We start from the raw sequence: 24,890 nt of genomic DNA, 5'->3' as shown, positions 1-24,890 counted from the left end.
ATTGGAGGATCTTTCTTCGATAAAAACCCTGGGATTTCGCGGCGAGGCGCTCGCCTCGATTGCGGCGGTGTCGAAGATGGCGATAACCAGCAGGTACGTTCAAAATCCCCCCTCACCCCCCTTTGAAAAAGGGGGGGAAGGGGGGGATTTGATTTCCGCCCACGAAATCCGGCTCGAAGGGGGCAATATTGTTTTCGAAGGCCCTTCCGCGCATCCGCCGGGGACAACCGTTTTGGTCAAATATCTTTTCTATCAGACCCCGGCGCGGCTTAAATTTCTTAAAAGTTCCGAGACCGAGATGAGCCACATCATCGACTCGGTCACCCGCGTCGCGTTGGCCAATCCGCAGGGTGCCATTCGTTTGACCCACAATGGAAAGAAGGTCCTGGGGTCAGGCGGGGAGGGGGGGCTGAAATCGACGCTGGCGTCGCTCTTTGACGAAGAAACGGCGGCTCAAACCTGGGAGGTGGCGGGGGGAAACCGAGACATAACGGTCAGCGGTCTGGCGGGACATCCTTCCATCAGCCGCTCGCACCAGCGGGATTTGTATCTTTTCGTGAACGGCCGGCCGGTCCGCGACAAGGTTTTGTTTCACGCGGTCATGGAGGCCTACCGAAACACCCTGATGCGCGGCCGCTATCCGTTTGCCGTTATCTTTCTCAACCTTCCGGGGGAAATGGTGGATGTGAATGTCCATCCCGCCAAGGCCGAGGTGCGCTTTGCCGACAGCCGGCTGGTCCATCACGCAGTGCAGGAGGCGGTGCGGAAGACGCTGGAAGGGGAGCCGTGGAAGGCAGGGGCTAGGGTTGAGGGTATAGGGTCTAGGGTAATGCCGGAAGCAAATGAACCGGCGCTCTTATTTTCAATGGCTCGTATCCCCGATTTAGTCGTTTCTGGAAACCCTAAACCCCAGACCCTAAACCCTAAACCCTGTGAACCTCTTACCCCCATCGGCCAAATCCTTGGGACTTACCTGGTATGTGAAACCCCGGACAAGCTGGTCCTCATCGACCAGCATGCGGCGCATGAACGGATTTTGTTCGACCGGTTGCTGACACAATACAAAGAAGGGAACATTGCCTCCCAGCCGCTGTTGATTCCTGAAAATTTCGATCTTCCCCCGTCCTCCGCGGAGATTCTCAAAAAGTATCTGAAAGAACTCGAACGGTTCGGCCTTGAGATTGAATTCTTCGGCGGCTGTACTTTCATTGTTCGCGCGGTTCCGGTTTTATTGCAGGGAAAAGTCTCCATCAAAAATCTGGCGCTCGACATCGCCGGCGATCAGGTTGAAAAGGGGAGGCTCGTCTCGTTGACCGACAACCTGAACGATCTTTTGGCCCGCATGGCCTGCCACAGCGCCGTCCGGGCCAACCGTCGTCTGACGGTTTCTGAAATCAAGCCGCTCTTGGACGATCTGGAGCGATACCCGCTGACATCCTTCTGTCCGCATGGCAGACCGGTGGCGGTGGAGATTTCGCAACGGGAATTGGAGAAGTGGTTTAAGAGGGCGCTGTGAACAAAATCATCGTCATCCTCGGCCCCACCGGCGTCGGAAAAACCGAAATCGCCGTCCGGTTGGCCAAAAAGTTCAATGGCGAGATCATCAATGCCGACTCACGGCAATTCTACCGTGATCTGGTCATCGGCACGGCCCAACCCTCCGAAGAGGTTTTTCAGGCGGTTCCGCATCATCTCTTCAAAGTCAGTTCTCTGGACGACCGTTGGGATGCGGCCCGGTTTCAAAAGGAGGCCGATCGGCTCATCAGGGATATTTCCGGACGGGAAAAAACCCCTTTCATCGTCGGGGGCACCGGTCTTTACATCCGGGCGCTTTTATTCGGGCTTTTTTCGGGACCGGCGGCGGATGGGAAGATCAGGGAAAATCTTGAGAAACGAATCGGGGAAGAGGGGCTCTCCGCTCTTTACGGCGAACTGAAAAAAATCGATCCCGAGGCTTGTAAGACAATTCATCCCAACGACCCGGTTCGGATCATCCGCGCCCTGGAGGTTTATCGACTGACGGGAATCCCGATTTCCAGACATCAGCAAAACCATCAATTTGAAGAAAAGATATATGACTATTTAAAACTGGGCATCAGACTTGACCGGGCGATCCTCTACAAACGGATCGAGGCGCGCGTCGATGCCATGATTTCCGCGGGGCTGGAACAAGAAGTGGCCTCCTTAAGGGAAAAATATGGCGATCATCCGACGCTCTTGAGATCGATCGGGTATGAGGAGTGGTTTCCATACTTATCCCAAAACAAGCCGCACAGCGGCGGTGAGGGGGGTCAAGCAGGTAAACTCATGCCAGAAGGCATGAGGCAAACTGCGCGACAGTTCGATGACTTGCCCGTGGAGGGCCCGCCAAACAACGCGGCGGGTCCGCCGAGCAGTTTGGCGGAGGCGACGCGAGCCCCTAAAAATAGACATGAGGTGATTGGTCTGATCAAACAAAATTCTCGAAATTTCGCGAAACGTCAGCTAAGCTGGTTCCGCCACGAAAAAGATATCATCTGGTTTGAGGCGGGAGATTTTCGGGGAATAGAAACGGCGGTGGGCGCCTTTTTTAAATAACGTCGCATAATATATATTATGTTATGTTTTGCGATACGCAAAACATAACATAATATAGCGAGCGCAAAACATAACATAATATAGCGAGCGCAAGACTTAACATAATATAGCGGCATCAAAAGTGACATTAAAACCTCTTAAACTGGTACCCAACGGAAAACCTTCGGTGCCCGGATCGGCCGTTGCCGTTGATCTCAACCGCGCCATCAAAAAAGCCTCCGATCTCATCCTCTCCCAGCAGACCCGCGAGGGTTACTGGTGGTACACCCTCGAGGCCAACGAGTCGATCAATGCGGAATATATCCTTCTCACCCATTATCTCGGTTGCGTGGATCATCGGACCGAAAAAGGACTGGTCAACCGCATCCTCGATGCTCAACAAGCTGACGGCTCCTGGCCCCTCTATTTTGGGGGCCCCGGTGATTTGAGCGCCACCATTGAGTGCTACCTGGCCCTTAAACTGCATGGAACTGATGTTCATGCATCTCCGATGACCCAGGCGCGAAATTTTATCCTTGAACATGGCGGCCTCGCCAAATGCCGGGTCTTTACCCGCATCCATCTGGCCCAATTCGGCCTCGTGCCGTGGGAGGTCTGTCCCTCCATGCCGGCCTCTTTTATCCATCTCCCGGCCTGGCTCCCCCTTTCGGTCTACGAATTCTCCAGTTGGGCAAGAGCCTGCATCATCCCTCTGCTGGTCATCATGCATATCAAAAAAGTTCACCGTCTCCCCAACAGTTTTCATTTAAACGAGCTCTATGTGGAACGAAAGTGGCAACGCCACCCCGACAAGGGGCCCCTTTGGGGCTGGCGTCCGGCCACGGCCGATTGGTCGTATAATGTTAAAAAAACATTATCTTTCAAAAAGTTAATGATTGAAATAGATAAATTACTTCATCTTTTGGAAAAATGGGGGCTAATTCCCCTGGGAGACAGTGCCCTGAAAAAATGTGAACAGTGGATCATCGATCACATCAACCGGACGGAGGATATTTATCCCGCCTTGGCCTATGGGGCGATGGCCCTTTTTAGCCTTGGGCATCGCCTTAATCATCCGACTCTCAAAAAAGCGCTCGATGCCCTGCGGAGTTTTCAGATGCCGGTTAGCGCGGGAGAAATCCCCCCCATCCCCCCTTTGGCAAAGGGGGGTCAGGGGGGATTTTCCGATGAAATCATCTACCAGCAATGTTGCATTTCCCCTGTCTGGGACACCCCTTGGGCGGGGCTGGCCCTGGTTGAAGCGGGGGTTCCCCCCTCCTCCCCCGCGCTGGTAAAAAGCGGCCGATGGCTTTTGGAAAAACAGATCCGAGACCTGTACGGTGACTGGTCGATAAAAAACAGGGAGGGAAAACCGGGGGGATGGTCCTTTGAGTTTCAGAACGATTATTTTCCCGACGTGGACGACACCATCGAGGTGCTGGCCTTTCTTAAGGCATTAGGCCTCCCGCCTGATGAGGGGGGCAAGGCGTTTGCCACAGGAGTTGACTGGCTCCTTTCCATGCAGAGTAAAAACGGCGGGTGGGCCGCCTTTGACGTGGACAATACCCGCGATATTTTAAACCAGATCCCCTTTTCGGACCACGGCGCCTGCCTTGATCCGCCGAGCCCCGATATTACCGGCCGAATGCTGGAACTTCTGAGTTGCTTGAAATCCCCCCTCCCCCCCTTTGACAAAGGGGGGAAAAGGGGGGATTTGCGAGTCGTCATCCGAAAAGCGATTCGCTTTATCGAAAACACCCAGGAATCATTCGGCGCCTGGGAGGGGCGTTGGGGGGTCAATTATATTTACGGCACCTGGTGCGTCCTGACCGGCTTAAACGCCATCGGCCAGCCAGGGGCTGGGAGCCCTCCCAGGGCTGGACCCATTGAAAAGGGAGTTCGTTGGCTTATGTCCGTCCAGAACGCCGACGGCGGTTTTGGGGAGAGCTGTCATTCCTATCTGGAAAAAAATTATATCCCCCTCCCCGTCTCGACGGCATCACAAACGGCGTGGGGTTTGATGGGTCTTGTGGCCGCGGGATTGGCCTCATCCGATGAGGCAAAAAAAGCGGCGGAATTTTTAATGAATACGCAGAATGAATCGGGAGGATGGGATGAAAAATATCACACCGGAACCGGATTTCCGGGGCACTTCTACATCCGGTATCACGGATACCGGTATTATTTTCCGCTCCTGGCGCTGGCGAGGTATCGGAAGGCCCTTTCCAAAAATTTGACGTTTTAAAATTCGGCCGTTCTTCAAAAAAGTCGCGCAGATTCTTAATGCAATTCAAGAAAATCCTTGATCGCGCTTTTGACCCTTTGTTGAAGAATTTCGGGAAGAATTCCCAACTCCTCTTTAAAAAGCGAATTGTCCCACGCCAAAATTTGGTCGATCATCAAGTCGCTGTCCACCTTCAAGTTGCAAAGGCCTTTACGTATACGCACTCTTAACGGGTAGGCATCTTGAGGAAGAACTTTCGAGGTCAGGGGAATGGCAACGGTACTGGTCAGCCCGGCCTCGGAAGCCTGATCCGGCTGTATGGCTAGGCAGGGCCTTGTTTTACCGGGCTTTGAACGGACTCGAGGCTCGAGGTCCACAATGTAGATATGCCAGCACTTTGGCAGGAACTCAGTCATCGATTCTTTTAAGGAGCGAATACTTCGCAAATTCCCTGTTCACCCGCGCGCTTTCTTTGGCAACAAGCCGCGAGGCACGGGCGAGACGGTCACGGCGTTCCTTTTGCCTGAGTTGTTCCTCGAGCGAAGAAAGGGCCTTTCTTAAGACTTCCACCTTCGAATGGGCCTTCAGCGTTTTTTTGAGCGACTCGAGGCGATTGTTATCTTCCGGCTGAATGGTCATTGGTTTTCCCATATATTTTAAAGTATATCTATAAATATACTTATCGGTCAAGCCCGACCTACCGCCCTACCGGCGCCTGAAACGCCTTGCTCTAACTATTTTTCTCTTTCTTAACCTCCGCCTTGTGAATGGTCCCCCGCGGATGAATCCCCCCTTCCTTGTCCTTGAAGTCGATGGAGGCGGAGAGGTTGATGACCAGCCCGCGCAGGGCCCTGGCGATTTCATCCGCCACGTTGACCTTGCCCAAAAACTTGGTGACCTCGCGGGCGAGGATCTCCATGATTTCGTCCTTGCGCTTCTCGGCCTTCGACATGATGCCGCCGAAAATTTCCTTCGACAGCTTTGAGTCGGTGACTGCATCCCGCGCCATGGCGGCGGAGCCGATACTGGCGAGGACGATTTTTTTGGCCAGGTCGGCAAGCGAAATGCTTTCGGAAGATTTTTTTTCTTTGGGATCCATAACGGATAATGTCAAATGTCAAAGTTCAAATTTCAAAGGAAATTCCAAAAAACAATTTCCAAAATTTTGTCGTTTGTTTTTTCCTTTGACATTTGAAATTTGACATTTATTTCTTCCTCTCCTCAATCCTCTTCTTAAAACTCTTCAGCATTCCGGGCAGGTTGCTCCCGATCAGCATTCTGGAAATGGCGCCCGGAACAAACAGGCCGAGATCGATGTCGATGGAATAGGTCGCCCGTGTGGTTCCATTCCCTGACTTTTCAAGAGTCCACTCTCCGTCGTTTCTTTTCATCAGGGCCCCCCTGACAAAGCTCCACGCAACCGTATGCGGCGGCTTTCCAACCATTTTAAGCGTGTAAGAAAATTTTTTGATCAGATCGAGCGTGAAGGTCACCTCCGCTGTATGCCCCGATTTTTTTTCGACAACAACATTTTTGGATTCCGTTAAAAACTCCGGATAGCGCCCGTAATCGGTGATCACGTCGTAGCACTCTTTGGGAGAGGCGTTGATTTCGATGGATTCGGAGGCTTGGGCCATTTTTTTATGTGCCTGGGTGCCCGAGTTCCCGCGTGCCTGAGTGCCCGTGTTTACGCAGGCACTCGGGTACCTGGGCACGCGGGCACTTAATACACCGGTTTTTTGTCAAAATGATGCACCGCCTCGATGTACCGGATGGTTCCGGACTTGGAGCGCATCACCACCGAGTGGGTTTCGGCGCCGCCGCCGAAAAACCGGACCCCTTTCAAAAAATCGCCCGTCGTGACGCCGGTGGCCGCGAACATGACGCTCCCTGCGGCCAGTTCGTCCATTGTGTATATCCTGTCTTCATCGACAACCCCCATCTTTTTGGCGCGGGCCCGTTCCTCGTTGTTTCTGAATTTGAGCCGCCCCTGAAGATCCCCCTCCACACAACGAAGCGCCGCCGCGGCGAGCACTCCTTCCGGCGCCCCGCCGATCCCCAGCAGGATATCCACGCCGGTTTCCTTGAAGCAGGTGGCGATCGCCGCCGAAACGTCGCCATCGCCGATCAATTTGATGCGGGCCCCCGCCTCGCGGACTTCGCGCACCAGTTCTTCGTGGCGGGGACGGTTCAGAATGATGACGGTCAGATCCGGGACATCGCAATTCTTGGCCCGGGCCACTTCGCGCAGATTCCAGGTGGGCGATTTGGAGAGGTCGATCGCCCCGCGCGCATGCCTGCCGACCGCGATCTTGTCCATATAGGTGTCCGGCGCGTGCAGAAAGTTTCCCTCTTCCGCCATGGCGATGCAGGCGATGGAGTTGGGGCCGCCGGTGGCGCAGAGGTTGGTCCCCTCCAGCGGATCGAGAGCGATATCCACCTTTGGGCCGCTCCCCTTCCCCACCTTTTCGCCGATGTAAAGCATCGGCGCCTCGTCGCGCTCCCCCTCGCCGATCACCACTGTGCCGTCGATGCCGATGGAGTTCAACACGCGGCGCATGGCATCGACCGCCGCCTGATCGGCAGCGTTGTTGTCGCCCCGCCCCATGAGGCGGGCGCAGGAAAGGGCCGCGGCCTCGGTGGCACGGACGGCTTCCAACGCCAAATTTCTGTCCATTATAACCTCAAAATCTTGACAATCTTTTCCATCTTCGGCTCACAGACCGCAAGTTTCGGCGCCTTGCTCATCGCGGTCTCCGGATCCTTCAACCCATGGCCGGTCAACGTGCAGACAACCACCTCCCCCTCGTTAAACATCTTTTGGCCGTGCATCTTTGCAAGACCCGCTATCGAGGCGGCCGAGGCCGGTTCGCAAAAATACCCCTCGCACCGCGCCACCAGATGGTAGGCCTTCAATATCTCGGCATCGGTCACCTTGTCAATCTTTCCGCCCGATTCGGAGACCGCCTCAAGCGAGGCCTGCCACGATGCGGGATTGCCGATCCGGATGGCGGAGGCCACCGTCACCGGATTTTTCACCACCTTCCCGCGCACAATCGGCGCCGCCCCGGCGGCCTGAAACCCCATCATCTTTATATTTGGGGCCCTTTCGGCCCGGCTGATGCTACTCGCGTCATTTATTTCGGGCCTCAAATGGCCCCAAACCCCGCGCTCACCACGGGACAAGCCCGATGGTTCGCTTGTCTTTATATTTGGAGCCCTTTCGATTTTTCCCAATTCATGCCATTGTTTGTACCCCCGCCAGTTGGCGGTGATGTTGCCGGCATTTCCCACCGGCAGAAAATGATAATCGGGCCCCCTTCCCAGAACCTCACAGATTTCGAAGGCGGCGGTTTTTTGCCCTTCCAGGCGAAAAGGGTTGATGGAGTTGACAATCTGGATGGGATAACGGGCGCCGATTTTTTTGACAATTTCGAGCGCCACATCGAAGTTCCCCCTTACCTGAATCACCGCCGCGCCATGCATGATGGCCTGTGTCAACTTTCCCAAAGCGACATTCCCCTTGGGAATAAGCACCACACAGCGGATGCCCGCCTTGGCCGCGTACGCCGCCGCCGAGGCGGAGGTGTTGCCGGTGGAGGCGCAGATGATCGCCTTGTGCCCCTCCTCCAGCGCCTTGGAGACCGCATAGGTCATGCCACGGTCCTTGAACGAACCGGTGGGATTTAATCCCTCGAATTTGAGGAAAATCTCCCCCTTGAACTTTAAATGATCGCGAAGCCTTGTCGCCCGCAAGAGAGGGGTATTCCCTTCCAGAAGGGTCACGACGCATTCCGGCCTGACAGGAAGGGATGAGGAGTATTTGTGGATGACGCCTTTGTAGGGGTGCATGGGGAAATGACAAATGTCAAAGTTCAAATGTCAAAGGAAAAAACAAGCAACAAAATTGTTGAAATTGCTTTTTTGGAGTTTCCTTTGAAATTTGAAATTTGGACTTTGACATTGAACTTACGATTCAATTCTGATCAAAAGTGTTTTTTTCGTCACTACCGAAAGTTTATCAATCTCCGCCAGCGCCTTTATCATGTTTTTTTCTTTCGCCCGGTGGGTCATCACCACAATCGGCACCTCTTTCCCCTCCTCGCGTCCGTGCTGATAGACGGCCGAGATGCTGATGGAATTTTGCCCAAGGGCATTGGCGATTTTGGCAAAGACCCCCGGCCTGTCGTGGGCGGTGAAGCGGAGGTAATATTCCGAATCGATCTCTTCCATCGGGCGAACCTTCCCCTTGTGGACGTTTTCCAGCCTGAACCCGAGCGGCGGGACGCCTGGAACGCGTGTTGCAATATTGCGCGCGATCTCGACAATGTCGCCGACCACCGCCGCCGCGGTGGGCAATCCCCCCGCCCCTCTTCCGTAGAACAACTGATCGCCGATCGACTCCCCCCTGATCATCACGGCATTAAAGACGCCGCGGACCGAGGCAAGCATGTGGTCGCCCCGAATCATGGTGGGATGAACCCGCGCCTCGACCTCCTCCCCCTCTCTTTTGGAAATAGCCAGCAGTTTGATTTTATAGCCGAACTTTTGCGCCATGTCGAAATCGAGCGGGGCGATTTCGGTGATCCCCTCGGTGTAAACCTTGGCCGGCGGAATCATGCAACCGTATGCCAGCGAGGTCAGAAGAACGAGCTTGTGCGCAGAGTCGATCCCCTCCACGTCAGCTTTCGGATTGGCCTCGGCAAACCCCAGTTTTTGCGCCTCCGCAAGCACCGAGGCAAAATCCTTCCGGTTCTCCTCCATTTCGGTGAGGATGTAGTTGGAGGTCCCGTTGATGATCCCCATGATGGACTGGATTTTGTCCGCCACAAACCCCTCCCTGATGGCCCGCAAGACGGGGATTGAACCGGCCACCGCCGCCTCAAAAAGAATTTCCACCTCGTTTTTTGCGGCCTCCTGGTAAAACTCCGGACCATGTGAGGCAAGGATGGCTTTGTTGGCGGTGACCACATGTTTTCCCAATTGAAGCGCCTTGAGGATCACCTCCCTGGCCGCCGGTTTGTCGCCGATCAATTCAACGATAATTGAAATGGATGGATCATCCAGCACCTCTTGCACTTTGGAAGTCGCTGTTCCCTGCGGCACGTTGAACTGTTTGATTTTTTTTGCGTCGACCTCGCAGACCTTTTTGATGTTGACGGGATAGCCCAGTTTTTGGGTGATGAGCTCGCGGTTTTTGTGGAGCCGATGTTGATTTGGGGAATGTGGGACATAAATGTCAAATTTCAAAGTTCAAAGTTCAAAGGAAACTCCAAAAAAACAATTTCAAAGATTTTGTCATTTGTTTTTTCCTTTGACATTTGAACTTTGACATTCGTTATTTTTTCTGAAGCGCCTGTTTAATCCCTCTTACGGCCTGGCGGATCCTTTTCTCATTTTCAACAAGGGCAAACCGGACATATCCCTCGCCGTATTCGCCGAAACCGATGCCCGGCGAGACGCAGACCTTCGCCTCCGAGAGGAGGAGCTTACTAAATTCAAGCGAACCGAGCGAGGAAAATTTGTCCGGAATTTTCGCCCAGACAAACATGGTCCCCTTCGGCTTTTCGATCGTCCAGCCGGCCCCGTTCAACCCCTCGCAAAGAACGTCGCGCCTCTGGTGGTAGGTTTCCCAGATTTGCTTCACACAATCTTCAGATCCGTTCAACGCAACGGTGGCCGCAATCTGAACCGGCTGAAACATTCCATAATCGAAGTAGCTTTTTATTTTTGTGAGGGCCCCCACGAGCTCCCGGTTGCCGCACAAAAAACCGACGCGCCAGCCCGGCATGCTGTAGCCTTTGGAAAGCGAATAAAGTTCCACAGCCACCTCTTTCGCCCCATCCACCTGCAGAATGCTGGGCGCTTTGTATCCGTCAAAGGTCAGGTCGGCATAGGCCAGGTCGTGGATGACCCAGATGCCGTGCTCCCTTGCGAAAGAGACGACTTTCCTGAAGAAGTCTAGATCCACCACATGCGTTGTCGGATTGGAGGGAAAAGAAAGGATGAGAAACTTCGGTTTCGGGATGACCGTTTTGACCGCCCGTTCAAGCGAAGGGAAAAAATCATCCAGACCCTCCCCCTGTACGGTCCCGGCCACTGGCCGGGCCATTCTGACCCCCCGGATGTCGCATCCGGCAATGACGGGGGCGTAGATATGGATCGGGTAGCTCGGATTGGGCACCAAAACGACATCCCCCGGCTGTGTAGCCGCCAGCATGAGATGCGAGAGCCCTTCCTTGGCCCCCATGACGGCGATGGCTTCAAAGTCCCAATCGAGTTCCACGTTGTATCGGCGCTTGTACCAGGCGCAAATGGCCTGCCGCAGTTTGGGAATCCCGCGCGAGACGGAATAGCGGTGATTTTTTGTTTTTTGCACCGCCTCAATCAGTTTGTTGACAATGTGCGGCGGCGTGGGAAGATCGGGGTTTCCCATCCCCAGATTGATGATATCGTCCCCCTTTTTTCTCTGCTGGGTCATCTGGGCGACAACCTGGCCGAGGACATAGGGGGGAAGATGACTGATGCGGGGAAATTCGGGTGGGGGTTTCATCGGCAATTACCGGATGTCCTTGAAGAGTTCATTCAGAGAATTTTTTGTTGTTACCTGATCTTTTTCGCTTAATGAACCCAATTTGTCCAGAATGAAACCACATTGAAAGGCTTACAAGTCATGGCAGGTTACCGCCGCCACCCTTTCCAATATTACAAGCTCTACCGGTCTTGCCCCTTTTTTCCGGACAGAAAAAGAGAATGACCTCACGTCATCGGCGCCGCGTGGGGGAGGAACTCGCCCAACCCCCATTTCTTGATGGAACCATCCACAAGCTCCCTTATCTTTTCGGCCGAATCCATCGCCACCGCCTGATGGGCCAGCCTCCGGACATCGCGACATTTCAACCGGCCGACAAAACTCTTGATCTTGGAGGCAAGCGGGGCGCTCATGCTCAAGCTGTCCACCCCCATCCCCACCAGAAGGGCCACCCCCATCGTCTGGCCCGCCATTTCGCCGCAGACGGAAACCGGCTTTTTGGCCCGATGGGCCGTATCCACCGTCTTCTTGATGGCGCGAAGAACCGCCGGATGGAGCGGATTATACATCCCCGCCACCTGCGCGTTGTTGCGGTCGACCGCCAGCGTATATTGAATGAGGTCATTGGTGCCGATGGAAAAAAAGTCCACCTCTTTGATGAGAAATTCCGCCAGGACCACGGCGGACGGGACTTCAATCATGATGCCGATGGGAACATTTCTGGCGAACGGCTTTTCCTCTTCCTGCAATTCCCGCTTCACATCGGCGACAATCTCCTTCACCCGCCGGACTTCCTCAATCGAGGTGATCATCGGAAAAAGCATCCTCATGCGGCCATGCGGGGAGGCGCGAAGCATCGCTTTCAACTGGATGCGGAACAGATCCTCGCGCGCCAGCGAGATGCGGATGGAACGCCATCCCAGAAACGGATTGGCCTCGCGGGGGAGATTGAGATACGGCAGATATTTGTCGCCGCCGATATCCAGCGTGCGGATGGTCACCGGCCTTCTTCCCATCGCCTCGAGGACCTTGCGGTATAAAAGATACTGTTCCTCTTCCGTGGGAAGATTCCGGCGGATCAGAAAGGGAAACTCCGTGCGATAGAGGCCGATCTCCTCCACGCCGTTGTCCAAAGCGGTCTGCAGATGGGCCATCATCCCCATGTTGGCCCCGATGCTTAATTTCTTCCCTCCGATGGGGCCGACTCTCTTGTGCGCCCCCTCGCGGTATTTGCGCTGGGCCTTGAAATCCTCCCGGCTCTCCCGCTCATAGGCGTGCAGGACCCCTTCATCCGGATTCACAATCACAATGCCGGAACTCCCGTCGATCACCGCGAGATCGCCGTCCTGAATGTTTTCGGCGGGAGTGGAGATGCCAAGAACCGCCGGGAGGCCAAGCGATTCGGCCAGAATGGCGATATGGGAAGAGGCCCCTCCCGACGGCGAGAGGATCCCTTTCGTCTTCGACAGATCCATCTCGACGAAATCAGAGATGCTCCAGAATTCGGAAAAAAGAATCTTGTCCTCTTCAAGGGCGATTTCCGCGCCGGGGACCTCGGCGCCGTAGAGAAGCCGGTCGATGATCTTCCGCCCCAGGTCCTGGATGTCGTAGGCCCGTTCGCGCAGATATTCATCGTCGGCCATCGAGAGCTCCTCGGTATACCGCTGGATCACGGCCTCCACCGCCTTGAGGGCCGATTTTCCCTTGTCCACCTCTTCCAGAATCTGTTCCTTGAAGGGGTCGCTCTCCAAAACCATCTTGTAGGCGTCAAAAATGGAGATCTCCTCCATGCCGAATTTTTGCTCCGCCTTTTTTTGCGTGTCGCGGATCTCCTCCTCCACCCAGCGGAACGCCTCAAGCACCCGCATCTTTTCCACGTCGGCGTGAATCACCGCCTCATCCCTTCGGAGGCTGGCCCTCGGGGCCGATCTGCGGACAATTTTGATCTTCGCAATGGCAATGCCGGGAGAGGCCCCGATCCCCTTGAACAAAAGGCCTTCCCCCCGCCTTCGCGGCGCCGGGACGGCCCCCTCCCCTTCCCCTTCCTTTTTGTCCGAAGTGACCTGCCCGAATTTTCCCAGCAGTTTGGTCTTTTCGATGACATTGACGGCGGGGATGGCCAGCGTCATCAGCAGATGCGCCGACCGCGCGGAAAACTTGGTCGCCTTCCGGTTTTGCACCACCAGCACCCCCATCGGGCGGCGGTTGTGGATGAGGGGAACCGAAAGAAACGACTGAAACTTCTCCTCGCCGGTCTCGGGAAAAAACTTGAAGCTTCGGCTTTTTTTCCCCCGCGCCAGCGAAACCGGTTTAAGCCACTCCAGCGTCTTCCCGACCAGCCCCTCTCCCACTTTCATCTGGACAAATCCTACCGATTCCCGATTCAAACCCTGCGTGGCGGCAAGAACGAGGTTTTTCGACTTGGGGTCGAGAAGGTAGAGGGAGCAGACATCGGTGTTCATGATTTTTTTGAGCTTTTCGACCAGAAGGTGTAGCACCCGGCGGACATCCTCCTCGCCCCTGCAGAGATCGGCCAGCTCCATGATTTCGGAGACAACGTCGTGGGAGGATAAGGTGTGGATTTGCATTGGACCGACCCAAAGATAGCGTAGTGGGTGACAAATTGCAATGAACGGGATTGGGCTTGTTTTTTGTGTCCTACGTGATAGGGTAAAGCCCAAAGCCGAGCATCTGGCTTTGCCAGTGCGAGGCGCGGGGTTTGGGGCCACCTGCCCGCCGGATTGGCAGGCGGGTTTGAGGCCCGAAATCCATGACGCGAATAGCAACAAATGGGCCGAAAGGGCCCCAATCAAAATGGACACCGCCCAAATCAAAATCACGGCCGAACCGCAGACCCTGCCGGAGAACTGCCGGTTCACGCTTGAACAACCGCTTCTTACGGGCCCATCGGTCCGCTTTTCAGGCGCCGTGGAGGCGAAGGGGTCCGTTCTGGCCGAAAAAATTTTCGCCTGCGGAAATATCCGGGGGATTCTGATTGCGGGTCCTTCCATAACGGTGACACAGGACGGAGGCGAGGACTGGCGCATTCTCGGCAAAAAAATCGGAACGGCAATCCGCGAGGCGATCGGTGAAGGAAAACCGCTCGTCGCGCCGGAGGTGATCGCCAAAATTCCCATGTCGAGCAAAATCGAGGCGAAGGTGCAGGAGGTTCTTCAGAATCAGATCAACCCAGCCATTGCCTCCCACGGCGGCACCATCGAGCTTCTCGAGGTCAAAAACAACGACATCTTTATCCGGATGGGGGGGGGCTGTCACGGGTGCGCCATGTCCACGGCCACCTTAAAGCAGGGGGTTGAACAAACCCTCCGGCAGGAAATTCCGGAGATCGGCGCCATCTACGACACCACCGACCACGCCTCCGGAACCAATCCCTATTATTCGCCGGGAAAGTGAGAATTCAGAAAGCATCGTGTTTAGAAAGGGCAAATTTTCAGCTCGGCAAACCGCTTAAAATCGCTGTCATGGGTCAAGAGTTCCAGCCCATGCTCCACGGCAATCGAGGCGAGATAGGCATCGGAAACAAGGTTGCCGGTGGCCTTCGTCTCTTTGAGGAAAGTCGAAAAAATCTCCCAATGCCGCTCTCCCGGCTCCACGGTCCGGCAATTGTCCCGCGTCAACAGCGATTCAAGAAACCGAATACCGTCGGAGATGGGGGTCGGCTCCACGAAAATCCGGTGATTGGTGACGATCCTCAAAAAACCCGAACAGACAAAACTGCAAAGGGCAAACGGAGAAAGAGAGGTGGCCAAGCCATCAACCGCTTTCGCGGCCTTCAGGTGATAAGGGCTGTCGGCCCGGTGGGCGTATACGAGGATGTTGATGTCGGGTAAAATCACTCTTTTTGACGGAACTCCTCTTCGTCAAGGCGATCCAGAATCTGGGAGGTGGACATCTCCCAGCTGAAGCCGGGCATCAGCCCTTTTTTCCCCCTGAAGACGGGCAAATGAAACGCCTCCCTTTTTTTGGGCCTTCTTTTTTCGGCAAGGGCCGCCCGCAACAGGTCGTTATAGACCTGTTTGGCGGGCCTTCGGCTTTGCCTGATTTTTTGCCCCAGCTTTTGAAAGACATCGCTATCAAGCGTAATTGTGGTTCTCATTGATGTAATGATGCCATACTGTGATGCTAAATGCAATATTTTTGTTCCGGTCGGCTTGCAATGCCCCGAAAATGTGGTACAGGAAGAAGCAATCATGCCATCCGCGCCGCAGGAACATCTGGATACGTTTCCAAATCCCAACAGTGATCGGAATTATCTGATTGAATTCGCCTGTCCGGAATTCACCTGCCTCTGCCCCAAAACGGGACAACCCGACTTCGCGACGATCAAAATCGCCTACGTGCCCGACGAGAAATGCATTGAACTCAAATCGCTCAAGCTCTATCTATGGTCTTATCGGAACGAAGGGGCCTTTCATGAAAAAGTGACGAATAAAATCCTGGATGACATCGTCGAGGCGGTTCATCCCCGATATGCCGAGGTGATCGGCGATTTCTACGTGCGTGGCGGTATTCACACGGTGGTCACGGCGAGGCATGGAACCAGGCCGGATCAATGAAAATCTTTCATCCCCTTAAAAACCCCGCCAGCTGGCGGCGCATCTCGATTGCCGTCTGGAACGCCCCCAACGATCCCACCGTCTACGGGAAACTGGAAATCGACGCGACGGCCGCTCTGGCCCATCTCGAAAAACTCAACCGCGGTGGCAGCGCCACTGGCGATTCCCCCGTCAAAATCACCATGACGCATCTGGCGGCCCGCGCCATTGCGCTGACGCTCCACAAATTCCCCGACATTAACGGCATCATCAAATGGAAAAAAATTTATCTCCGAAAGACGGTTGACATTTTTTTGCAGGTCGCCATCGAGGAGGGGAATGAGGGCGAACGACCCGACCTCTCCGGCGCCAAGATTGACGCCTGCGAAAACAAATCGGTCGTTCAGATTGCCCGGGAATTGAAAGACAAGAGCGGACAAATCCGCAGAAAAGAGGACCCGCAGTTCAAGGCGACCATCCGTTTGCTCAATCTCGTTCCGACCTTCCTCCTTTCATGGGTGATCCGCTTCCTGACTTTTCTGAATTACAACCTCGGCGTCAATCTGACCGGACTGGGAGTTCCCCGCGACCCGTTCGGATCGGTCATGATCACCAGCGTCGGCTCCCTGGGGATGCCTCCCGGCTACGCCCCGCTGGTGCCGATAAGCCGCGTGCCGATTATCGTCTGCGTCGGTCAGGTGGCGGAAAAACCGTGGGTGGCCGCCGGAGCCGTCGTGGTCCGTCCGATTCTTGAGTTGAAATTCACCTTTGACCATCGTTTCATCGACGGCCTGACCGGCTCCCGGATGGCGAAATATTTCAGGGAACTGCTGGAAAATCCGTCCGATAATCTCTTATAAAAGTGAACGAGCGTTCCGCCTCAGGCGGACGCGAGTGAACGGGGGAAACGGGGGTCCGCCTTAGGCGGAGCAAAGCCCCCGATGAGATGTTTAATCATTTGACACCCTCTTCCCCTCGCGGCACGATAGCCGCCCTATGCGGCAGATGGGAATCGCGGCCTTTGTCTTTCTCCTTTTGCTCGCCTTTCTTAATTTTTACGCCCGCATTTATGACGCGCCTCCCGACACAAAAACATTTTTCGACCGCAACGGCGAGGCAATCGGCACGATTAATCCCTCCTACGACGGTTTTCAAATCTGGACGCCGGTCGACCGGATTCCCAAGACGATTGTGGAGACATTTGTAAAAACCGAGGACCGCTTCTTCTATTGGCATCACGGGGTTAACCCGGTGGCGCTGATCAAAGCGGCCATCGAAAATCTGGCGGGAGGAAAAGTTCGGCGCGGCGGATCGACCATCACCCAGCAGTTGGCCAAAAATCTGATCCAGGAAAAGAAAGGGAGGTTTTCCGCAAGAAGCTGGACAAATAAATTGTGCGAAACCCTCCTTGCCCTCGGGCTGGAACTGCGCCATTCAAAAAAATGGATTCTGGAACGGTATCTTAATTCCATTTATTTCGGCCGGCGAACCTATGGCGTCTCTGCGGCGGCGGATGTTTATTTTGGAAAAGAATTGCGGGAATTGAATTCCGCGGAGATTGAATTTTTGGCGGGATTGCCGAAGGGGCCGAATCGTTTAAATCCCCCCCAACCCCCCTTTTTCAAAGGGGGGGGATCAGATTCCCCCCCTTTAAAGGGGGGTCAGGGGGAATTTGCAGTTGCCCGCCACTTCATCGAATGGGTCGCCACGCGGCAAGCCGCAAAGCAGTTGCCAGCCGGCCCGATCGTCCACACAACACTCGATTTGAACCTCCAAAAGCGTCTCGAAACCGCCGTTCAAGCCCTGCTTGAAGAGCGGGCCGGGGAAGACCCTCTCCTCACCGCCTCTGCCGTCGTCATTGATGTCCCCACCGGCGGCATTCTGGCGATGGTCGGTTCGCGCGACTATGATAATGATGCGATCAAGGGGCAGGTCAATGGCGCCATAGCCCTGCGCCAGCCCGGCTCGACGCTCAAGCCTTTTACCTACTTTGCCGCTTTTTCAAAGGGTTTTTCCCCCTCCACCGTTATTACCGACGAGCCGCGGAGTTTTCTCGCCCTCACCGCCGCCGATGCCGAGGCCTACATCCCGCAAAATTTTGACCGCCGGTTTCACGGCGACGTGACCATTCGCGAGGCGTTGGGAAATTCGTACAACGTCCCTGCCGTGGCAACGTTGAACGAAATCGGCCTCTCCTATTATCACGATATTTTGAAAAAGTTCGGCTTCACCTCGCTTAAAAAACCGCCGATGTATTACGGCCTTGCCGTCACCCTCGGCGCCGGAGAAGTGAGTCTTTTGGAATTGACAAACGCCTATGCAGTACTGGCGCGGGGGGGAATCTTCTTGCCTTATCAATGGCGCCCAGGTCAGCCTTTGAGCGAACAAACATCCATTATTAACAATGCCAAACAATATGCCGCGCAAGTCACCGACATCCTCACCGACCCATCCGCCCGGTTAAAGGCCTTCGGTTTTAACGAAGATCTGGCGATTGACGGCTTTCCCGTCGCGGTAAAGACCGGCACCAGTTACAACCATCGCGACAACTGGACGGTTGGTTACACACCGCAGGTCGCCGTCGGCGTCTGGGTGGGGCACGCCGACGGCTCGCCGCTTTTGGGGACGACCGGGGCCACCGGCGCAGGGCCGGTCTGGCACGCGGTGGTGGAAAATGTGGTGAGGGAGTGGCGAACGGGTCCTGTCGCCTGCGGGTTTCCCGCTCGTCCTCGGCGTCGCTGTGGCTTGCTCGGCGTGGAACGTCGTGATGGCTTGTCTCATACGCCACATCTCCGCCTGCGGCGCGATCGGGAGCCCTCCCTCCGGCGTCACCCGTTCGCCGTCCTGGACACACAACCAGATTCTGATCCCGGCTGGCGCGTTCGCTCCCCCCTCCCCCACGCGCGCTTTCGATTGCACCCCTATCTTCCGGCGGAACACCAAAAAATTCTTGCCGAAGTGGAGGTGACTGATCCGGAGATCGAGAGTCTTCGATGTTATCTTGATGGCAAACTTGTCTCGGAAACTCCGATTTTAGACAACACAAATCTTCGTTTTTGGGTCCCTCCCGAAACGGGCGACCACCTGCTCACCATCAAGGCCCCCGACGGGCGAAAACAAACCATCCCTTTTTACATCATGGAGACAACCACATGAAGGCCCATTTCAAAACAATTATCGCCGTCGTCTTTTCACTTTTTGTCGTGGCTGGCGGTATCTATTGGCTCACACAGAAAAAAGCGGTTCCCATCAAGGGAACGCTCGAGGTCTTAACCACCACCCCCAAGGGAGAGCAGATCTCGATTTTTACCGACGGCATCACCGTCATGTTCAATCACCCGATGGTGCCGCTCACGACGCTGGATGTCGGACGGGACAAAAAAATTCCGCTCAAAATCACCCCCACCGTGGAAGGAAAATTTACCTGGCTTGGCACTCATGGATTTATTTTCCGCCCGAACAAACCGCTGGAACCGGCAACCCCTTACCATGTCTCCATTCCCGCGGGACTCGTTTCGGTAGATGGCTACCGGTTGGACAAGGCGACCGACTGGGATTTTTTCACCGTCACGCCGTGGGTCAATTCGGTTTCGCCGGGCGACAAGGAGACGCTCCTCCCTTCCCAAGGTGGCAACGCCACTGGCGCCGGATTTTTTGTCCAGTTCAACCTCTCAATGAATCGCGGCGAGGTGGAAAAAAGGATCCGCGTGACGGAGGGGAACAGGTCAATCAAGGCCCGGAAGGATTTTATCTGGATGGAAGATGACCATCGCCTCTTTGTCCGTTTCAAGGACGGCCTCCCATGGGGATCCAAAATCACCGTCGAAATCCCGGCCGGCCTTCACGCCAAAAAAGGGAAATTGGGCCTCAAGGAGGCGGTGACGGCAAATTACGAAATACCGCCCGAAACATTCGGCCTTTCAAAAGCCGTCATCAACAGGGGGGGTACTGAAATTCCCGTTTCACCCGACAAAGAAAACAGTGCATCGGTCGGCGACACCGTCTGCTATTATTTCACACAAGCCATTGAAAAAAAATCGTTCGAAAAGGCCTTTCATGTCGAGGCCCCTTCCCCTTACATCTATTTTGTCGACTGGGTGAGCTACCCGGTCATGCGGGAGTCGGGCAAGACCGACACCATCGAGGGATACAAAACAGCCTGCGCCTCTTTTTTGGACGATTACAACACCGCCTACAAGGCAGGCATAAAAACAAAGGAGCTCCACGCCCTCTCCGGCGCCCGCTGGGAGGGAAAAATAGCCGACTACGCCTTCCGGACCGATCATGCGGAACCGGCCCTTAATTCCAACCTCGGCAAAAGCATCCTCTCGCTCGAGGCGCCGATGAAAATCCCCTACCGCGGCGTCAACCTGAAGGGGGCCGTTCTGAACCTCTACCGGCTCAACGACAAGTCGGAATTTGCCGAAGGGGTGTTTGACAGGAATCTCGTCCCCCGCGGGCATACCGACAAGTACGGCAACTTTATCTTCGATGAACCGGCGTACAGCGAAACCATCACGGGAAATTACGCCGTGCCGATGGATTTGAAGATGATGGCGATCGATCAGGAACGTCTGCCGCCCCTCGTCACGCAGGAGATCCCGTTGAAGATGACCGACGACCGGTCACAGCCCTTCACCGTCGATTTGAAGACACTCCCCGATGATTACGCCGTCTCTTCCGGTTTTTACCTCCTCGAGGTGATGGGGGCCTCTTCCATTCGTGGCAAGCAGGCGCCACGACCCGTCTATTCGATGGTGCAGGTAACAAAGGTGGCGCTCGCCCTCAAGCGCGAGGCGGAGCATGTGCTCGTCTGGGCTACCGATATCGAATCGGGAAAATCGCTCTCTTCCCTTTCCGTAAAGGTGACTCTACGCGACAGAGACGACAAGGAGATCCTCTCCGAGGTTTTGACCACGAACAAAGACGGCGTCGCCATTCACAAAGGGGTGTGGAACGGGGCCCTCAAGGAGGATGACGACATCTATGGAATGTCGTTTTGCGCGGAGGTTTTGACGGAGGGGAAGGAGTCCTGGTCGTGCGAAGGGGACCACATGATTTCCTCTTACCGCGATATTCTGGAAAAACCCCCTTTCTATTACAGCTACCTCTACACCGACCGGCCGATCTACCGTCCCGGGCAGACCGTCTATTTTTCGTCATTCATTCGTGAGGTGAAAGAGGGGCGTTATTTTCTCCCCGATGAAAAATTAAAGGCCGACATCTTGGTTCGCGACGCCTCGGGACAGACGATTCACGAAACAAAAGATTTAACGGTGGAGCCCGGCGGGGTCATCAAGGGGAGTTTTCAACTTTCCGACGCGGAAGACATCCCCCGCGGCGACTATTCGCTGATCCTCGATGTCGGCTCGAAGGAGGTCATCACCCAAACCTTCTCCAAAATATTTGTCGTCGCCAGCTACCGCAAACCGACCTTCAAGGTCGATCTCGAAACGCAAAAAGACCAAATAATCAGCCGCGACAAGATGGAACTCACGGTCAAGGGGGCCTATTTCTTCGGCGCCCCGATGCGCAAAGCCAAAGCGAAGTGGTCGATCATGACCTCCTCTTATGTTTTTTCGCCCGAGGGGTTTGAGGCATTCAGTTTCATCGACGACGATCTCTTGAACCGCCGTTTCTCGATTGAAGAAGGGGCCCCTTATGACGACCCCGACGCATACCAGTATTATACGGACGCCGAGTACGACGTCGTGGCGGAATATCCGATTTCGGAAGACAGCGGGCAGGAAGACGACCCGCGCGGCGGTTCTCTGGCCCGCACGGCCCGTCGTTTTTTCAGGGACATGGCGAATAAAGAAATAAGGGGGAACAAAGATACGCTGAATGACCAAGGAGCGATGGTCATCCATTACAAGCCCGATCTCGCCAAATACCCGGTCAGCCAGAGGTTGAGCGTTGAAGCGACCGTACAGGACCCTTCTTATCAGGAGGTCTCCGCGCAGGAGGATGTGATCGTCCACAAGGGAAGTTTCTATCTGGGGGTTGCCCCCGAAAAGTGGGTCTATGGGGAAAAGGAAAAGGCAAAAATCATCATCGCCTCGGTGGACACGAAGGGAAAGCCGGCGCCCGGAAAAAAATTCACCGCCGAACTGCTCCGCCGGGAATACAAATTCATCGAGCGCCGGAACGCGCAGGGGTACTGGGACTTCGTGTACGAACATGAGGACAAAAAGATAAAAACAATCGGCTTCAAGACCGGCGCGGACGGCTCGAGCGACATCAAGTTTGAAATCCCGGAAGCGGGCACTTATAGAATCGTCGCCGTCGGCACGGATGAGAAAGGGAATGTCCTTCGATCCGCCGTCGAGGTCTACGCCTGGGGAAAAGGGTATGTCCCCTGGCGGCTCGACCAGCCCGAAAAGCTGGAGCTGGTCCCCGACAAGAAGGCCTACAAGACGGGCGAGACGGCTCATGTGCTGGTCAAGTCGATGGTCCCCGCGACAAAGGCGTTGATGACGATCGAGCGGGGACGAATGTTGGAATACAAGGTCATTGACCTCGGCGACTCGAATGCGGGCGCAATCGAAATCCCGATCACGGAAGGGATGATCCCCAATTTTTATGTCAGTGTTGTGGCCCATGTCGGGAGGGATGACAAACGTTCCCCCGGCCCGGGTCGGCCTCCCCTTCTTTTCTACGGCCAGACCGAGCTTTTTGTGGAGCCGGAACAAAAGCGGATGACGGTGGAAATTACAACCGACCGGAAGGGGGAGGGAGAGAATCCGCCAATTTACCGGCCGGGCGACGAGGTCACTGTCACCCTTCAGACAAAAAATTCTTCGGGTAAACCTGAAAAGGCGCATGTCATGGTGACGGTTGCCGACGAGTCGGTCTTTCGCCTGTTGAACTATCAACTCCCCGATCTGGTCAAAAAATTCTATTATCGAAGACCGGATAACGTCGTCACCTCGTCATCCATGTTGTCGTTAAAGGCGGGCGACGGCGGCAAGGCGGACAAAAAGCGGCGGATCTTCAAAGACACCGCCCACTTCGAGGGGCATGTCGTCACGGATGAAAACGGCCGGGCCGAATTCCGTTTCAAACTCCCCGACGACCTGACCACCTGGATTATCGAGGCGCTGGCGCTGGCGATTTCGGAATCGAAGACTCTTGCCGAATTTGAAAAAGAGGTAGAAGACGAAAAGGGGGTTGAGGGCCAGAGCGCTCTTGGCGCAAATCTGGCGTTGACCGACAACACCTTTGTCGGCGGCGCCCGCGCCTCCATCATGACCACCCTTCCGCTTTTGATCCGCCCCGCCCTCCCCCGCTTTGCCGTCTGGGGAGACGAGGTCAAGGGGCGGGTCATTGCGACCAACCGCAATCCTCAAAACGTGGAGGGAACGCTCAAAATTTCTCTGACAGGGAATGCCTTGCTCAAGGAGGGCAAGACGGAGCTGACAACACCCATCTCGATTGCCGGCAATGGCGAGTCCCCCTACCCTGTCGAATTCAAGATTGCGGACGAACCGGGATCGGCCGGCAGGGCCGGCGCCGTTGTTTTTTCGGCGGAGGCGCGGGACAAGAAAGGGGAAATACTCGATGGTTTTGAGGTGACGCTTCCGACGCAGGATCGCTACGCGCCGGAGGTGGTCGCCACTGCGGGACAGACCACCGATGAGGCGCTGGAGAAGATCGACATCCCGCCGTCAATCACTACCAACAAAGGGGGACTGTCGGTCGCCTTCAAGGCCTCGCTCGGCACCGCCATCGCGGCGCCGCTTAAAGAGCTGATCGACTTCCCCTATAACTGCTCGGAGCAGAAATCGGCCACCCTCCTTGCCCTTCTGATGGCGCATCATTTCACCAAACACTATGGCGAGAAATATTTCGACGCCCTCGCGCCAATTCCTCCTGCTGAAATGAAAAAATTATCGGGACTTTCCGACAAATTGAAGTGGCTGGAGACAAAAATCAACGGCCTGATGGGGGAACTGCACGCCAAATTCATGTACTACGGTGGCGGGATCAAATACTGGCCGGAGGACACAAAACCCGGCTATTTCCCCAGCGTCCAGACCCTCTGGGCCTACACACTGGCCGTGGAGATGGGTTTTTCGCCCGACGAGGCGGATAGGGCCAGTCTCTCGAAATTTATCGCCAATGAATTGCAAACAGACCCGAATTTGAGCGACGACGCCAAAGCCTTCGGACTCTGGGGCCTCTCGCTTAATTACGCGTGGGATTCAGCCACGGCCGACGGTCTGATCGGGCGGGTCAGAGATCTCTCGATCACGGGACTTTCGTATCTGTTGATGGGGTTGGCCAATCAGCCAGCCACTGGGGAGACCCCGGAACAGGTGATGAAAATTGCCGACCGGATCCGGAGTCTTGCCGTCCATGAGCCGCGCCACACAAGCTGGCCCCGCTCAAATTTTTTCTGGTCTTCCAGCCAGAAGAACACGGCGATGGCGGCGATGGCCCTTTTGAGTGAAAATCCGGCCGATCCGTTCGTTCCCAAGGCGCTGGCCTATCTGCTCAACCGAAAAAAGACCCGCGAATTCACCGTGACGCAGGACAACCTCTATCTGACTTACCTCGCTTATCAGTACTCGCAGATTCGGGAGGAGGAAAAGACCGATTTCAAAGGCCTGCTCACCTTGGGTGGCCGGAGTCCGGCTGGCGGCCAGACGGTGACAGAGAAAAAATTCAGCAAGGAAAACCTGTTGGATGTCCATTCGGCCGAGATGAAAATGACCGAGATCAAAAAACTCCCCATGCCTGCCGATCTGATCGTTTCCAAAAAGGGGGATGGGACGCTCTATTATGATCTTCTTCTCAAGTATTACCTCCCGCCGGACGAGACGCCGACGCGCGAGGAGGGGCTGATTGTCTCGCGTGAATACGATGCGCCGGATGACATCGGGGAAAAGCGCCAACTGACCCAGTTCAAGGTCGGCGAAACCTACAAGGGGCACATCACGCTTGTCGCCTCGCAGGATCTGGCCTACGTGGTTATCGAGGACCTTTTGCCGGCCGGATTCGAGCCGATCGACATGACCCT

19 protein-coding genes are annotated in these 24,890 nt (G+C 55.2%); 8 read left to right on the top strand and 11 right to left on the bottom strand.

Going from position 1 to position 24,890, the window contains the following annotated elements; genetic code table 11:
- From HYU99_00805 to shc, 3 genes are all read left to right on the top strand, one after another.
- On the top strand, positions 1–1,516 hold a 1,516-nt coding region (locus HYU99_00805; GenBank protein ID MBI2338895.1), incomplete at its 5' end, for a DNA mismatch repair endonuclease MutL.
- Positions 1,513–2,577 carry a tRNA (adenosine(37)-N6)-dimethylallyltransferase MiaA gene (miaA, locus tag HYU99_00800; protein MBI2338894.1) on the top strand — a complete coding sequence of 355 codons (1,065 nt, stop codon included), beginning with the start codon at positions 1,513–1,515 and terminating at the stop codon, positions 2,575–2,577. The genes HYU99_00805 and miaA, both read left to right, overlap by 4 nt.
- A gap of 121 nt (positions 2,578–2,698) precedes the next feature.
- Positions 2,699–4,801 carry a squalene--hopene cyclase gene (gene shc, locus HYU99_00795; GenBank protein MBI2338893.1) on the top strand — a complete coding sequence of 701 codons (2,103 nt, stop codon included), beginning with the start codon at positions 2,699–2,701 and terminating at the stop codon, positions 4,799–4,801.
- 35 nt (positions 4,802–4,836) lie between these two features.
- Here the strand turns inward: shc and HYU99_00790 are convergent, their stop codons facing one another.
- The 9 genes from HYU99_00790 to ptsP all read right to left on the bottom strand — a co-directional run bounded on the left by HYU99_00790 (position 4,837) and on the right by ptsP (position 13,900).
- Entirely contained in the window at positions 4,837–5,196 is a 360-nt protein-coding gene (locus tag HYU99_00790) for a type II toxin-antitoxin system PemK/MazF family toxin (protein MBI2338892.1), read from the bottom strand.
- Positions 5,189–5,431: a hypothetical protein gene (locus HYU99_00785; GenBank protein MBI2338891.1), complete on the bottom strand. Its 243-nt coding sequence runs from the start codon at positions 5,429–5,431 to the stop codon at positions 5,189–5,191. The genes HYU99_00790 and HYU99_00785 overlap by 8 nt, the downstream gene beginning before the upstream one ends.
- 79 nt (positions 5,432–5,510) lie before the next feature.
- Entirely contained in the window at positions 5,511–5,879 is a 369-nt protein-coding gene (locus HYU99_00780; GenBank protein ID MBI2338890.1) for a hypothetical protein, read from the bottom strand.
- Between the two features lie 106 nt (positions 5,880–5,985).
- Positions 5,986–6,417 (bottom strand): SRPBCC family protein, encoded by a 432-nt coding sequence (locus HYU99_00775; GenBank protein ID MBI2338889.1) that lies wholly within the window; start codon positions 6,415–6,417, stop codon positions 5,986–5,988.
- Between the two features lie 86 nt (positions 6,418–6,503).
- Complete coding sequence (gene glpX, locus HYU99_00770) at positions 6,504–7,457, bottom strand: class II fructose-bisphosphatase (GenBank protein ID MBI2338888.1); 954 nt, start codon at positions 7,455–7,457, stop codon at positions 6,504–6,506.
- Positions 7,457–8,632 carry a threonine synthase gene (gene thrC, locus HYU99_00765; GenBank protein ID MBI2338887.1) on the bottom strand — a complete coding sequence of 392 codons (1,176 nt, stop codon included), beginning with the start codon at positions 8,630–8,632 and terminating at the stop codon, positions 7,457–7,459. The genes glpX and thrC overlap by 1 nt, the downstream gene beginning before the upstream one ends.
- Before the next feature lie 117 nt (positions 8,633–8,749).
- Positions 8,750–10,030, bottom strand: a complete 1,281-nt coding sequence (locus HYU99_00760) for a homoserine dehydrogenase (protein ID MBI2338886.1) — start codon at positions 10,028–10,030, stop codon at positions 8,750–8,752.
- Between the two features lie 88 nt (positions 10,031–10,118).
- Positions 10,119–11,333, bottom strand: coding sequence for an aminotransferase class I/II-fold pyridoxal phosphate-dependent enzyme (locus HYU99_00755; GenBank protein ID MBI2338885.1), 1,215 nt, complete (start codon positions 11,331–11,333; stop codon positions 10,119–10,121).
- A 206-nt stretch (positions 11,334–11,539) separates the two neighbouring features.
- Positions 11,540–13,900, bottom strand: a complete 2,361-nt coding sequence (gene ptsP / locus HYU99_00750) for a phosphoenolpyruvate--protein phosphotransferase (GenBank protein MBI2338884.1) — start codon at positions 13,898–13,900, stop codon at positions 11,540–11,542.
- Between the two features lie 226 nt (positions 13,901–14,126).
- Between ptsP and HYU99_00745 the strand changes: the two genes are divergently transcribed.
- Positions 14,127–14,726, top strand: coding sequence for a NifU family protein (locus HYU99_00745; GenBank protein MBI2338883.1), 600 nt, complete (start codon positions 14,127–14,129; stop codon positions 14,724–14,726).
- 20 nt (positions 14,727–14,746) lie between these two features.
- Here the strand turns inward: HYU99_00745 and HYU99_00740 are convergent, their stop codons facing one another.
- Both HYU99_00740 and HYU99_00735 read right to left on the bottom strand, forming a co-directional pair.
- A complete protein-coding gene (locus tag HYU99_00740) occupies positions 14,747–15,169 on the bottom strand; it encodes a type II toxin-antitoxin system VapC family toxin (protein MBI2338882.1) in 423 nt (140 codons plus the stop codon).
- Positions 15,166–15,429: an antitoxin gene (locus HYU99_00735; GenBank protein ID MBI2338881.1), complete on the bottom strand. Its 264-nt coding sequence runs from the start codon at positions 15,427–15,429 to the stop codon at positions 15,166–15,168. The genes HYU99_00740 and HYU99_00735 overlap by 4 nt, the downstream gene beginning before the upstream one ends.
- Positions 15,430–15,523: 94 nt before the next feature.
- Here HYU99_00735 and queF point away from each other — a divergent pair, with 94 nt between their 5' ends.
- The 4 genes from queF to HYU99_00715 all read left to right on the top strand — a co-directional run.
- Positions 15,524–15,889, top strand: coding sequence for an NADPH-dependent 7-cyano-7-deazaguanine reductase QueF (gene queF, locus HYU99_00730; protein ID MBI2338880.1), 366 nt, complete (start codon positions 15,524–15,526; stop codon positions 15,887–15,889).
- Entirely contained in the window at positions 15,886–16,728 is an 843-nt protein-coding gene (locus HYU99_00725) for a 2-oxo acid dehydrogenase subunit E2 (protein MBI2338879.1), read from the top strand. Before queF ends, HYU99_00725 begins: the two co-directional genes overlap by 4 nt.
- Positions 16,729–16,864: 136 nt before the next feature.
- On the top strand, positions 16,865–19,024 hold the full coding sequence (locus HYU99_00720; GenBank protein MBI2338878.1) for a transglycosylase domain-containing protein: 2,160 nt from the start codon (positions 16,865–16,867) through the stop codon (positions 19,022–19,024).
- Positions 19,021–24,890 (top strand): Ig-like domain-containing protein (locus HYU99_00715; GenBank protein ID MBI2338877.1); only part of this gene is annotated, 5,870 nt, incomplete at its 3' end. The genes HYU99_00720 and HYU99_00715, both read left to right, overlap by 4 nt.

Source organism: Deltaproteobacteria bacterium (genome assembly GCA_016183175.1).
Classification (GTDB): Bacteria; UBA10199; UBA10199; order UBA10199; family SBBF01; genus JACPFC01.
Note: the sequence above shows the minus strand (reverse complement) of the source record. Positions and strands in the feature narration are given on the sequence as shown.

Excerpts from the sequence above, each read along its gene's own strand:
- HYU99_00790 (MBI2338892.1), bottom strand. The coding sequence starts at position 5,196 with ATGACTGAGTTCCTGCCAAAGTGCTGGCATATCTACATTGTGGACCTC.
- HYU99_00785 (MBI2338891.1), bottom strand. The coding sequence starts at position 5,431 with ATGGGAAAACCAATGACCATTCAGCCGGAAGATAACAATCGCCTCGAG.
- HYU99_00780 (MBI2338890.1), bottom strand. The coding sequence starts at position 5,879 with ATGGATCCCAAAGAAAAAAAATCTTCCGAAAGCATTTCGCTTGCCGAC.
- HYU99_00775 (MBI2338889.1), bottom strand. The coding sequence starts at position 6,417 with ATGGCCCAAGCCTCCGAATCCATCGAAATCAACGCCTCTCCCAAAGAG.
- glpX (MBI2338888.1), bottom strand. The coding sequence starts at position 7,457 with ATGGACAGAAATTTGGCGTTGGAAGCCGTCCGTGCCACCGAGGCCGCG.
- thrC (MBI2338887.1), bottom strand. The coding sequence starts at position 8,632 with ATGCACCCCTACAAAGGCGTCATCCACAAATACTCCTCATCCCTTCCT.
- HYU99_00755 (MBI2338885.1), bottom strand. The coding sequence starts at position 11,333 with ATGAAACCCCCACCCGAATTTCCCCGCATCAGTCATCTTCCCCCCTAT.
- ptsP (MBI2338884.1), bottom strand. The coding sequence starts at position 13,900 with ATGCAAATCCACACCTTATCCTCCCACGACGTTGTCTCCGAAATCATG.
- HYU99_00745 (MBI2338883.1), top strand. The coding sequence starts at position 14,127 with ATGGACACCGCCCAAATCAAAATCACGGCCGAACCGCAGACCCTGCCG.
- HYU99_00735 (MBI2338881.1), bottom strand. The coding sequence starts at position 15,429 with ATGAGAACCACAATTACGCTTGATAGCGATGTCTTTCAAAAGCTGGGG.
- queF (MBI2338880.1), top strand. The coding sequence starts at position 15,524 with ATGCCATCCGCGCCGCAGGAACATCTGGATACGTTTCCAAATCCCAAC.
- HYU99_00725 (MBI2338879.1), top strand. The coding sequence starts at position 15,886 with ATGAAAATCTTTCATCCCCTTAAAAACCCCGCCAGCTGGCGGCGCATC.
- HYU99_00720 (MBI2338878.1), top strand. The coding sequence starts at position 16,865 with ATGCGGCAGATGGGAATCGCGGCCTTTGTCTTTCTCCTTTTGCTCGCC.